Source organism: Arsenicibacter rosenii, assembly GCF_001870735.1.
Lineage (GTDB): Bacteria > Bacteroidota > Bacteroidia > Cytophagales > Spirosomataceae > Arsenicibacter > Arsenicibacter rosenii.
In genome coordinates, this window is the sequence record NZ_MORL01000004.1 from 307004 (window position 1) to 319476 (window position 12473).

General features: G+C 52.3%; 13 protein-coding genes. 12 read left to right on the forward strand and 1 reads right to left on the reverse strand.

Annotated features, from left to right (window positions below):
- Positions 1-2 precede the first annotated feature (2 nt).
- The 5 genes from BLX24_RS10255 (at position 3) to rplT (ending at position 4774) form a co-directional block, all read left to right on the forward strand.
- Positions 3-1214: a tetratricopeptide repeat protein gene (locus BLX24_RS10255; RefSeq protein WP_071503214.1), complete on the forward strand. Its 1212-nt coding sequence runs from the start codon at positions 3-5 to the stop codon at positions 1212-1214.
- Positions 1215-1276: 62 nt separating this feature from the next.
- Positions 1277-3220, forward strand: a complete 1944-nt coding sequence (gene thrS, locus BLX24_RS10260) for a threonine--tRNA ligase (RefSeq protein WP_071503031.1) — start codon at positions 1277-1279, stop codon at positions 3218-3220.
- A gap of 167 nt (positions 3221-3387) precedes the next feature.
- Complete coding sequence (gene infC, locus BLX24_RS10265) at positions 3388-3942, forward strand: translation initiation factor IF-3 (protein ID WP_071503032.1); 555 nt, start codon at positions 3388-3390, stop codon at positions 3940-3942.
- A 141-nt stretch (positions 3943-4083) separates the two neighbouring features.
- Positions 4084-4278, forward strand: coding sequence for a 50S ribosomal protein L35 (rpmI, locus tag BLX24_RS10270; RefSeq protein ID WP_071503033.1), 195 nt, complete (start codon positions 4084-4086; stop codon positions 4276-4278).
- A gap of 151 nt (positions 4279-4429) precedes the next feature.
- Complete coding sequence (gene rplT, locus BLX24_RS10275; RefSeq protein WP_071503034.1) at positions 4430-4774, forward strand: 50S ribosomal protein L20; 345 nt, start codon at positions 4430-4432, stop codon at positions 4772-4774.
- A gap of 424 nt (positions 4775-5198) precedes the next feature.
- Here rplT and BLX24_RS10280 read toward each other — a convergent pair whose 3' ends face one another.
- Positions 5199-5639 (reverse strand): nuclease A inhibitor family protein, encoded by a 441-nt coding sequence (locus tag BLX24_RS10280; RefSeq protein WP_071503035.1) that lies wholly within the window; start codon positions 5637-5639, stop codon positions 5199-5201.
- A 124-nt stretch (positions 5640-5763) separates the two neighbouring features.
- On the opposite strand from BLX24_RS10280, the gene BLX24_RS10285 reads away from it, so the two are divergent.
- The 7 genes from BLX24_RS10285 (at position 5764) to BLX24_RS10315 (ending at position 12459) form a co-directional block, all read left to right on the forward strand.
- Positions 5764-6345 (forward strand): hypothetical protein, encoded by a 582-nt coding sequence (locus BLX24_RS10285; RefSeq protein WP_071503036.1) that lies wholly within the window; start codon positions 5764-5766, stop codon positions 6343-6345.
- 79 nt (positions 6346-6424) lie between these two features.
- Positions 6425-6622, forward strand: a complete 198-nt coding sequence (locus tag BLX24_RS10290) for a cyclic nucleotide-binding domain-containing protein (RefSeq protein WP_071503037.1) — start codon at positions 6425-6427, stop codon at positions 6620-6622.
- 25 nt (positions 6623-6647) lie between these two features.
- Positions 6648-6929 (forward strand): hypothetical protein, encoded by a 282-nt coding sequence (locus BLX24_RS10295; RefSeq protein ID WP_071503038.1) that lies wholly within the window; start codon positions 6648-6650, stop codon positions 6927-6929.
- A gap of 214 nt (positions 6930-7143) precedes the next feature.
- A complete protein-coding gene (gene dnaK, locus BLX24_RS10300; RefSeq protein WP_071503039.1) occupies positions 7144-9057 on the forward strand; it encodes a molecular chaperone DnaK in 1914 nt (637 codons plus the stop codon).
- Between the two features lie 91 nt (positions 9058-9148).
- Positions 9149-10054 (forward strand): LysR family transcriptional regulator, encoded by a 906-nt coding sequence (locus tag BLX24_RS10305; RefSeq protein WP_071503040.1) that lies wholly within the window; start codon positions 9149-9151, stop codon positions 10052-10054.
- Between the two features lie 26 nt (positions 10055-10080).
- Positions 10081-11319, forward strand: coding sequence for a threonine synthase (locus BLX24_RS10310; protein ID WP_229201754.1), 1239 nt, complete (start codon positions 10081-10083; stop codon positions 11317-11319).
- Positions 11320-11559: 240 nt separating this feature from the next.
- Positions 11560-12459, forward strand: a complete 900-nt coding sequence (locus BLX24_RS10315) for an EamA family transporter (RefSeq protein WP_071503041.1) — start codon at positions 11560-11562, stop codon at positions 12457-12459.
- Positions 12460-12473 lie beyond the last annotated feature (14 nt).

The following is a 12473-nucleotide window of genomic DNA, read 5'->3' on the forward strand; positions in this document are numbered from 1 at the left end:
GGATGTGCCTTGGGGACGCTTTTAAATACATAGTATTAATTGGGCTGGTGCTGTCACTGGTAGCCTGTGGCGATAACGAACGCCGCCAGGCGCGTATTCCTCCCCTGCCCGACTGGGCCGACAGCAGCCGCAGCGAAGCCACCTTACGTGCGTTGACCCGGGCTATCAATCAATCCTCTTCTCCCTACGCTTACGCCAAACGAGCTGCCCTGTATCTTTCTATGGAGAAAAGACAGGAAGCGCTCGAAGATATTGATGAAGCCATCAGCCGTAATGCCAACGTCGGTAGTTTTTATCTGATCCGGTCGCAGGTGTACCGCCTCATGAAGCAAATCCCGAAGGCGCTTGAAAATGCACAGCGGGCTGAGATTCTGGGCGTCGACACCCCCGAGCTTTATACGATTCTGGGCGATTTATACCAGCAGCAAAAGCAATTCGGTAAAGCAAGGCTGCACATTGCCCGTGCCCTGCAAATGGCCCCCTATGACGGAGAAGCGTATTTTTTCCAGGGGATTATTACGGCCTATCAGGGGGATACCGGCAAGGCAATCAGCCTTTACGAACATTCGCTCAGCCTGAAGCCCCGCTATCTGGCTACCTATAATCAGTTGTCGAATATTTATCGCGCGCTGGGTAACATAGAGCAGGCACTTGCCTACAACGAAAAGGCATCTACCTATTTCCCTGATAATGCAGAACTCTGGTATACCCGTGGCCTCACCCTGCAGAGCGGCGGGAAACTGGAAGAAGCCCTGGGCTGTTACCGGCAAACCGTAAAATTACAGACCAACTACTATCAGGCTCATTTTCAGTCGGGTCTGATTTACCAGAAATGGAAGAGTTACTTTCCGGCGCTGGCTAATTTCCAGAAAGTACAACAGTATAAACCGGATTACCCGCGGATTGATACCTACATCGGGCAGTGCCAGGAACAGGTTGGTCAGCTCGACGCAGCCATTGCGTCGTATACCAAAGCCAGTCAGCTCGATCCGGGTGATCAGTTGGCCGTAGCCGGCTTATACCGGGCGCAACGCCGGCAGATGGGCTATTATTACAACAGCCAGCAGACGACAGGAGGAACCGATAACAATACGCCGGCCATTAATCCGGCCGACACGGCGCGGTTACGCATTCAGGCCCTGCCGTCGCGGACACGGATACCAAGCCGTGGTGACTCAATTAACCGAACCATCAAACCAATCGGACAAAATTAAGTAGGGTACCATCAGTCCTTTATGGCCGGTGGTACCGTATGAATGATTAACTATTTATAACTATGACTGCACAGGACGTAATGATCCGTGTGACGCTCCCCGACGGAAGCGTGCGGGAATACCCCAAAGGAAGTACCAGCCTCGACATTGCCACCAGTATCAGCGAAGGCCTTGCCCGCAATGTGCTGGCCGCCAAGGTTAATGGAATTGTTCAGGATGCAACGCTTCCGATCGATGCCGATGCTACGGTGCAATTGTTGACGTGGAATGACCCTGAAGGTAAGTCTACGTTCTGGCACTCATCGGCCCACTTACTGGCCGAAGCACTCGAATCGCTTTATCCGAACGTAAAATTCGCCATCGGTCCGCCGATCGAAAACGGCTTTTATTATGACATCGACCTGAACGGTCAGCACTTTTCGCAGGAAGACTTCAAGAAGGTTGAAGACAAAATGCTGGAACTGGCCCGTCAGAAAAATGCCTACGTCCGGAAAGCCGTGCCGAAAGACGAAGCCATCGCTTATTTCGAAGAAAAAGGCGATCCGTATAAGGTAGAGCTGTTGCAGGACCTTCAGGATGGCAACATTACGTTCTATACCCAGGGCAATTTCACCGACCTGTGCCGCGGTCCGCACATCCCGAACACCGGTTTTATCAAGGCATCCAAAATCATGAACGTGGCTGGTGCATACTGGCGCGGTGATGAAAAAAATAAAATGCTGACGCGGGTGTATGCCATCACGTTCCCCAAACAGAAGGAACTGGATGAGTACCTGCACCGGCTGGAAGAAGCCAAAAAGCGGGACCACCGTAAGCTGGGTAAAGAGCTGGAAATCTTCACCTTCTCCGAAAAGGTTGGTCAGGGCTTACCGCTGTGGCTGCCCAAAGGAGCCCTGCTGCGCGAACGTCTGGAAAACTTCCTGCGCCGGGCACAGGTACGGGCCGGTTACTCACCCGTTGTAACACCGCACATTGGTGGTAAGCAGTTGTATGTAACCTCCGGCCACTGGGATAAGTACGGCAAAGACTCCTTCCAGCCGATCCATACGCCGGAAGAAGGCGAAGAGTTCATGCTCAAGCCCATGAACTGCCCGCATCACTGCGAAATCTATAAGTCGAAGCCACGGTCTTACCGCGACCTGCCGCTGCGACTGGCCGAATTCGGGACCGTATACCGCTACGAGCAGTCAGGCGAGCTGCACGGCCTGACCCGGGTGCGGGGCTTTACGCAGGACGATGCCCACATCTTCTGCCGCCCGGATCAGGTAAAAGAAGAGTTTATCAAGGTAATTGATCTGGTGCTTTACGTCTTCCGGTCGTTGGGCTTTGACGACTTCAGCGCGCAGATTTCGCTCCGCGACCCGAACGAGCCGGGCAAATACATCGGCTCCGACGATCTGTGGGAAAAAGCCGAATCGGCCATCATCGAAGCTGCCGCCGAAAAAGGCCTCAATACCGTAACCGAACTTGGCGAAGCCGCCTTCTACGGTCCGAAACTGGACTTTATGGTACGCGATGCGCTGGGCCGGAAGTGGCAGTTAGGCACGATTCAGGTCGACTATAACCTGCCGAACCGCTTTGAGCTGGAATATACCGGTGCCGACAACCAGAAGCATCGTCCGGTTATGATTCACCGGGCGCCGTTTGGTTCACTGGAGCGCTTTATCGCGATTCTGATCGAAAACACCGCCGGTAATTTCCCGCTGTGGCTGTCGCCGGAACAGATCGTTATTCTGCCGATTTCCGAGAAGTTTGAAGACTATGCCAACGAGCTGTTCTTTATCCTTCAGGAGCAGGATATCCGTGGTTTTGTGGATCACCGCGACGAAAAAATCGGCCGGAAAATCCGGGATGCGGAAGTTACCAAGGTACCGTTCATGCTCATCGTTGGTGAGAAGGAACAGGCCGAAGGCAAGGTTTCTGTACGCCGGAAAGGTCAGGGCGACTTAGGCAGCATGACCATCGACGAGTTCGTCAACGTTTTCAAAGCGGAAGTAAAAGTTTAATAAATAAGAGAGGGTATCAGCAGCTTGCTCCTGACAGACAAGCTACTGATACCTGATTTGTAATCCTTGATAAAATTTGCGCTGAATTAACAAATTCAGTATTTTCCCGAAACTTTTCACGGGACCTGACGTTATCAGGGAAATATTTGTATCACTAACCAGTTTATATGGCATTACCCCAGCGCAGGCCACCACGTCGCGTGGTTGAAGAACCCTACCGAATTAACGATCGTATCCAGGCCCGTGAAGTGCGGGTTGTCGGAGAAAACGTAGAGCAAGGTATTTACAATATCCAGCAGGCGAAAGCCATGGCACAGGCACAAAACCTTGATCTGGTAGAAATTTCGCCTAACGCAACCCCTCCTGTCTGCCGCATCATTGATTATTCTAAGTTCAAGTACGAACAAAAGAAAAAGCAGAAGGAAATAAAGGCAAACGCCCAGAAAGTTGTTATCAAAGAAATTCGTTTCGGCCCGAACACCGATGACCATGACTTTGAATTCAAACTAAAACACGCCATCAACTTCCTGAAGGAAGGAGCGAAAGTAAAAGCATACGTTCAGTTTGTTGGCCGGGCTATCGTTTTTAAAGAACGCGGCTTCCAGTTACTCGATCGTTTTGCAAAAGGGCTCGAAGAGCATGGCAAACTAGAATCAGAAGCAAAGCTTGAAGGTAAGCGCATGAGCATTTTCGTGGCGCCTAAGCAAGTGATAAAAAAATAACCTGTTTGATCAGGAGCAGGGAGAAGCAGACGCTTTCAGGGAAAGTTTTTAATTTTTCCGGATAAGCATTGCTTCTCCCTTTCTTTATTTTTCCGTATCTTTGCGGCCTGTTTACTTTTTTACATTTAGCGGTTCAATCTAATGCCTAAATTAAAAACAAACTCGGCAGCCAAAAAGCGTTTCAAGCTGACAGGCACCGGGAAAATCAAGCGGAAGCATGCCTTCCACAGTCACATTCTGACTAAGAAAAGCACAAAGCGGAAGCGCAATCTGGTTCATACGTCACTGGTTCATACCAGCAACGAAGACCGGATCAAGGCTCTGTTGAAAGTGTAATTGTCGGTTTGTCCGATTGGGTAGCGCCGCCTGCCGGCGTCTGTACCCTGCTAAATTATTAGGAGCACCGCTCCTGGTTTAACGTTTCACCCGATGGTCGGTCTTAAGTGCAGTCTAATGCCACCGGCAGTCAAAAAACAACTATTACAAAATGCCACGTTCCGTCAATCACGTTGCGTCACGCGCACGCCGGAAAAAATTCATGAAGCTGGCCAAAGGTTATTTCGGCCGGCGTAAAAACGTTTGGACAGTAGCGAAAAACGCTATTGAAAAAGGTTTACAGTACGCATACCGCGACCGTCGCGCCAAGAAACGGGATTTCCGTGCTCTCTGGATTCAGCGTATCAACGCTGGTGCCCGCATCAACGGTCTGTCATACTCAGCCCTGATGGGTGCCCTCAACAAATCGGGAATTGAATTGAACCGCAAAGTTCTGGCTGACCTGGCCATGAACCATCCCGAGGCGTTCAAAGCCATTGTTGACAAAGTCAAGTAGGGGCGCCCCCACGTGGGCGCCCGATTCGAATTGAGTTCATCACGTCCACGTGGGCGCCCGATTCGAATTGAGTTCATCACGTCCACGTGGGCGCCCGATTCCCCGAATTAAGTTCATCACGTCCACGTGGGCACCCGATTCCCCGAATTGAGTTCATCACGTCCACGTGAGCGCCCGATTCCCCGAATTAAGTTCATCACGTCCACGTGGGCGCCCGATTCCCCGAATTGAGTTCATCACGTCCACGTGAGCGCCCGACACAAACACTGGTCATTCCAGATGCAAAAAAGGCGAGCCGACATGGCCCGCCTTTTTTGTTATGCTATGCTCATGGGACGCAACATCTTTTGGATTGGCCACATGATAACAACATGGGCGGCCACGTGGGGTCGCCCGAACGAAGGCATGGACCAGCCCATTGGTGTTAGGTTTCGATAACGCGGGTTTTCAGACCGGCACGGCCGGACCCGTCGGGCAAACGACCCAGCAGGTATACATCCACCTCCGTATCGCCCACGCGGAATACCTGACAGTCCGTCAGCGACGCAAGTGCTTCCTGAATCCGGCGGTACGTAGCGGTACGTGCCTTTTCTTCATCGCCGTACCAGTCCTGTTCTGTCGTTACCGGCTCCCAGAACCAATCCGTTGTCGATTCTTCAACGTAAACCGAAGGCGGCAGCATCAGCCATTCTTTAATCTGACTGACGGTTAAGGGCTCTTCCTGCTTCAGGTAGCAGGTTACGTAGGTAACAGCCTCGTCAGATTCACTGGGATATAAGACGTTTTCAAGCAAAGGCGTTACCTGAGATTCTAATTGGTTATTTCCTTCTTCGGATATGTTACTATTTTCGGTATTGTCCGTCATAAGATCGAAAAGCTTTACAGCAAATTAAACAGATATGCTGATTGCTGTGTCTTTTTTCATTTATTTTTAGGCCTGTTCTCAATATTCGTATAAACCGGGCTTAACCCTAAAAACAGTTACACTCATGTTAGAAACCCTGTTGAATCTGGTGCGCGAATCATCCGGCGACGCCATTGTTAACAACCCAGCCATCCCTAACCAGCATAATGAAGCCGCTATCGAAACCGTATTAAGCGGTATTACCAACGGTTTGCAGCAGCAAGCCCAAGGCGGCAACATTGGTGGTTTGCTAAGCACCATTTTAGGCCAGGGCGGCGGTGTGTCTGCTTCCAATCCGATGGTTAACGGCATGGTCAGCAACATCGTCGGCAATCTGATGGGCAAACTTGGTGTTTCGGAGACAGTTGCGCAAGGCATTGCCGCAACTGTTGTCCCGATGGTACTCAGCAAACTTTTTACCAAAGCAACCGACCCGAACGATTCAAGTGTTGATGTGGGCAGCATCATGGGCGCCGCTACAGGCAATCAGAATGCCGGCAATATCGACTGGATGGGCATGGCATCTACCGCCATGGCCGACGGAAAACTGGATATGAGCGATGTGATGCGCGTGGCCGGTGGTTTAATGGGCGGCGGCAACACAGGCGGCGGTCAGCAGGCAGGTGGCCTTGGTGGCTTGCTGGGCGGTCTGTTCGGCGGCAAATAGTCGCGTTCATTCTCCTTTCCGGCTTTTTTTGTTGAGGCAAGCATAAGCTTGCCTTTACTTTTTCCGATCCAGCCAGCCTATGCAGACACTTTTTGCGCTGATCCAACAGATCAAACCCATGCCCGATAACTTTGAACAGGAACTAAGTACTCTTCTGACACCACAACAATTCCGTAAACACGATCTGATTCTGCGCGCCGGTACAACCTCAAACCGGATCTTTTTCATGGAAACCGGCCTTGCCCGCCGGTTCGTTCGCATTTATCCATACCGGTGACGGAACCATCTTTATGCCACTGCTTATGTGGCTATTCCTTTACTTATTCGTACCTACAGTAGCTAACCTGATTACGCTGCTGATTCTCGCCTGCTGGGGCTATCTGCTGGCAGCCGCCCTGTATTCCCGTTTCAGGCAAAGCGAGTTAACGGTATCAGTGGTTATCATGCTGGCCTTACCCATTGGCTTAGCCTTCCTGCGGGCCACCCCTTTCCTATCGTTTAGCCAGACATCACTGTTGGTGTGGCTCCCGTGTCTGCTCTTTACCCTATCCGGCTATTTCTATATTTTGATCCGCAAGCATTGACCAGCTTTATTCATACTTGCCATGCAACAGCTATCACCCGAATCCGCCAGGACGGCTGACTTTGTCAGGATAACCCGTCGACTTGTCTCGTTCGTTCGGATTCCCCTGCCAATCTGTCACGATTTTACGCAAATTTACGGGCTGGCATATTGCTTGATAGGATAGGTATAACTGACATTTAGAACACAAAGCATAAACATAGCAATAAACCATCATGGGAAAGATTATTGGCATTGACTTAGGTACTACAAACTCATGTGTAGCCGTCATGGAAGGTAACGAGCCTGTCGTTATTCCAAATAGCGAAGGAGCCCGCACCACACCTTCGGTAGTGGCTTTCATGGACAACGGTAACGGTGAGCGTAAAGTAGGTGCTCCGGCCAAACGCCAGGCCATCACCAACCCTAAGCATACGATTCAATCAGTGAAGCGGTTCATGGGTAAGCGCTTCGCTGAAGTTCAGAATGAGATTAAAACGGTAGCTTACGACGTAGAGCGTGGTCCGAACGATACCCCGCGCGTACGCATCGGTGACCGTCAATATACACCACAGGAAATTTCGGCGCTGATTCTGCAGAAAATGAAGCAGACGGCCGAAGATTACCTCGGCCAGACAGTAACAGAAGCCGTTATTACGGTACCTGCCTACTTCAACGATGCAGAACGTCAGGCAACGAAAGAAGCCGGTCAGATTGCTGGTCTGGAGGTTAAACGGATTATCAACGAACCAACCGCTGCCGCCCTTGCCTATGGTCTGGATAAAACAGATCAGGACCGCAAGATTGCCGTATTCGACTTAGGGGGCGGTACATTTGATATTTCTATCCTTGAACTGGGCGACGGTGTATTCGAAGTAAAATCGACCGACGGTGATACTCACCTGGGTGGTGATGACTTCGACCAGGTGATCATCGACTGGCTGGCCGACGAGTTCAAGAAAGACGAAGGCATTGACCTGCGCCAGGATCCGATGGCCCTTCAGCGTCTGAAAGAAGCAGCGGAGAAAGCCAAGATCGAATTGTCGAGTTCAACGTCGACCGAGATCAACCTGCCGTACATCATGCCGGTAAACGGTATTCCGAAACACCTGGTACGTTCGCTGTCACGCGCTAAGTTTGAGCAACTGGCTGATTCGCTGATCCAGCGCAGCCTTGAGCCTTGCCGTCGCGCCCTGAAAAACGCCGGTATGGCGGCCAGCCAGATTGACGAAGTGATCCTGGTCGGTGGTTCGACCCGTATTCCACGCGTTCAGGACGAAGTTGAGAAACTGTTTGGCCGGAAACCATCGAAAAGCGTTAACCCTGATGAAGCCGTTGCCGTAGGTGCCGCTATCCAGGGGGGCGTCTTAACCGGTGAAGTGAAAGACGTACTGCTCCTTGACGTTATCCCGCTTTCGCTGGGTATCGAAACAATGGGTGGTGTGTTCACCAAAATGATCGAAGCGAACACGACAATTCCGACCAAAAAGTCAGAAACGTTCTCAACCGCTTCAGACAACCAGCCAAGCGTAGAAATCCACGTATTGCAGGGTGAGCGTCCGATGGCAACACAGAACCGCCAGTTAGGCCGGTTTATCCTGTCAGACATCCCGCCGGCACCACGCGGTGTACCACAAATCGAAGTTACCTTCGACGTGGATGCCAATGGTATCCTGAACGTAACAGCCCGCGACAAAGGCACCGGTAAAGAGCAGAAAATCCGGATTGAAGCATCAAGCGGTCTGACTGACGCCGAAATCAACAAAATGCGTGAAGAAGCGAAAGCCAACGAAGCGGCGGACAAAGCGGAACGTGAAAAAATTGAAAAAGTAAATCAGGCTGACTCGATGTTATTCCAGACTGAGAAACAGCTGAAAGAATATGGTGATAAGCTGTCGGCAGCCAATAAATCGGCGATTGAAAGTGCACTGGCGGAGCTGAAATCGGCTCACAGTTCACGGGATGCCGCTGCTATCGACGCTGCCATGACGAAAATCACGGAAGCCTGGAATGCGGCCTCGCAGGACATCTATAACGCAGGTGGCGGTGCACAAGGCGCTCCTGGTGCCGACTTCAACGGCGCTCAGGGTACTCAGGGCCAGGCAACGGAAGACAACGTGTCTGACGTTCCTTACGAAGAAGTGAAATAAGCGGAAGACCCGCGCGGTCTCTCACAAATAGCGAAGCCCTTTACTGGTTCAGTAAAGGGCTTTTATTTTGTATTCCTTCATCAGAACACACATGATCTCCTACAAGCACGAAGTATTTATTGAAGTGGCCCGTCAGCTGAGTTTTACAAAGGCCAGCCAGACGCTTTTCATCAGTCAGTCGGCTATCAGCAAACAGATACAGGCGCTGGAGGCATTTTACAAAACCGGCTTGTTTGAACGGAAAGGCAACAGCATTCATCTGACCCCGGCGGGGCGGCTTCTGTACGACCGGCTGCTCGAAGCGCGGCAGCTGCAGCAAACGCTCTATCAGGATATGCAGGCACTGAGTCAGGCGTTTGCTCCACCTTTGCACATGATATTGGGTGCCAGCACAACCATTTCGCTCTATGTGTTGCCAAGAGTGCTTTCGGCCTACCTGCAACAGCATCCGACACTTCAGCTTACGCTGAAAAACCGCAACAGCGAAAATATTCTGAAGGCCCTGCTCGATCACGAAATTGACCTCGGGGTTGTGGAAGCGGCCAGCAAAGCCAACAACATTACCTCCACGCCTTTTCTGACCGATGAGGTGATTGCTGTCTGTTCGCCAACCAGCCCGCTGAAGCACCAGAAACTGACCATTGCCGATCTGCGCCATACCCCCATTGCACTGCGGGAGACGGGTTCGGGCACCCTCGCCGTTGTGGAGCAGGTCCTGGCTTCCCATCAGATCGATCTTTCTGAGCTACCGGTGCGTGTCCGGCTGGGTGGTACCGAAGCCCTCAAGAATTTTGTCCGCGTCGATACGGCGATGGCGTTTCTGCCGCGTCAGGCGGTGGCAAAGGAGCTTGAGTCAGGTGAACTGATACACCTCCCGATCAAGGACTTACAGATCAACCGGACCTTTCATTTTATACAGCGCCGTGGTACCGAAAACCAGCATGCCTTGCAGGATTTTATCCGGTTCACGAAACGCTTCTATGCCAAACCGGCATAACCCATTCCAAAAACGAGATTGCTTTCGTGCCCGATAGTGCGGTCTTTTGGGGCATGATGTCCGCTTTGCCTGCTTCACCAACGACCTACAGCCTGTTTGATCACCTGATCTGTTCGGCCTGCCGGCAGCCGTATACCCCGGCTGTTCTGCATACGCTTTCCCCCTGCTGCCACATGCCGCTGCTGGCTCAGTATACGCTTACCGGCGGACCGGATAAACGCATACTCCTGCATCGCGAAGGCACTATGTGGCGCTATCGGGAAGTGCTGCCGGTCTTCTCGGCAGCGCATCAGATTAGCCTTGGCGAAGGCTTTACGCCCATGCTCGGCCTCAACCGGCTCGGTGCGGCAAATGGCTTCAGCGACCTGTGGCTGAAGGACGAAGGTAAAAATCCGACCGGATCGTTTAAAGCCCGTGGCCTGAGCATGGCCATTTCCAAAGCACATGAATACGGCGTTGAAGGATGCATCATCCCAACGGCCGGGAATGCCGGAGTGGCAATGGCCGCTTACTGTGCCCGGGCCGCCATGCAGGCCGTTGTAGTCATGCCCCGACATACGCCTAAAGCATTCCAGGAAGAATGTTATTGGTACGGTGCCGACGTGCACCTCATCGACGGACTCATCAACGATTGCGCCGCCAAAGTCCGGCAACTCAACAGCAGCGGACAATGGCTCGATCTGTCAACACTCAAGGAACCTTACCGGATTGAAGGCAAAAAAACGATGGGTTACGAAATTGCCGAACAAATGAACTGGCAGCTGCCGGACGTTATTCTGTATCCCGCGGGTGGCGGAACGGGGCTGATCGGCATCTGGAAAGCCTTCCGCGAAATGCAGCAGCTGGGCTGGCTACCGGCCGATATCCGGCTCCCGCGTATGGTGGCGGTTCAGGCCGAAAACTGCCAGCCCCTCGTAGACACCTGGCTTGGCAAACAGCCCAATGCACAGCAGTATAACGGAAAACCAACCCTGGCCAACGGGCTGGCTGTCCCCCGCCCTATTGGCGAGCCGCTGATGCTGAACGTACTACACGAATCACGGGGCCTGACACTGGGCATTTCAGAGGCTGATATGGTTGACAGTGTGCGTGAGATCGGCAAAACTGAGGGTGTGTTTCTGGCACCTGAGGGCGCTGCGTTATGGACCGCCGCCCGGCAGCTGCTCCGTCAGGGCTGGCTCTCGGCAACGGACAGGGTCCTGCTGCTCAACACCGGCAATGGGCAGAAATACCTCGACAATCTCCGCCCTTTCCTGACAGACTAACCACTGGTTGCGCCATATAGCGTATTTTTCTTAGATTGCAGGAAACCTGAACAAGCATGCAACCTGTCACGTATACCATTCTTCCGCCACCGGTCAGCTGCTAAGCTAAACAACCGGATGTGATTCTGGGCGCAGGCCTTCTCCCCGCAGAAGGCAGATTTTCCTGTGCCGTTCAACCAGTCAGTCAGGTTGTTTAGCCGATTCGCAAACCAAATGCATTCCAGCTAGACAATCCTTTTTATGACTAAATATATTCTAATGGTATTAGCCGGGGCGGTCAGCTTCGGTATCCTGTCTTCTTTTGTCAAAATTGCCTATCAGCAGGGGTATTCCCCGGCCGAAATCTCGTTTTCGCAAGCCTTTACCGGTGCTCTTCTGCTCTGGCTGCTGGCCCGGATCGTGTCGCCGGGCTTTTCGGTGCGGTCGGTTGGCCGCCGGCAAATCGCAGCACTTCTGGGTACCGGAGCGACCATCGGTCTGGCTACCTTTTACTACTACGTTTCGGTACACTATATACCGGCATCGCTCGCCATTGTCTTGCTGATGCAGTTTACGTGGATGGGGCTCCTGTTCGACTGGCTCTTTTTCAGGAAAAGGCCTTCGTTGATGGAAGCCGGTATTTCGGCAGTTATTATCGGCGGAACAGTCCTGGCCGGTAATCTATGGGGAAATACTGATTTTCATGTCTCGTGGACCGGTATTTTCTACGTATTGCTGGCATCCGTTCTGTATGCAGGCTACATTGTTGCCAACAGCCGCGCAGGCAAACACATGCCGAATCTGACGAAAAGTGCATGGATCATGACCGGGTCGGCCCTGGCCATCGGGTTAGTCAACCTGCCATCGCTGGCGACCGAAAGCCATTTAGGATTCGCACTCGGTCAGTGGGCGTTGTTTCTCGCCCTGTTCGGGACGGTGATTCCACCGGTGCTGTTTGCTAAAGGTATTCCTCATGTCGGGGCGGGAATCAGCGGTATTCTGATGACGGCCGAACTGCCGGTTGCCGTCATTACTGCCCATTTTCTGCTGGGCGAACAGCTGACTACCACCCAGCTCATTGGCATCGTTATCATGCTCGGCGCGATCATCGCGATGAACCGGTACCGCGTCCGGAAGGTAAAACCGGTAGCAGCTAACTGATAACGGCAAAAGCA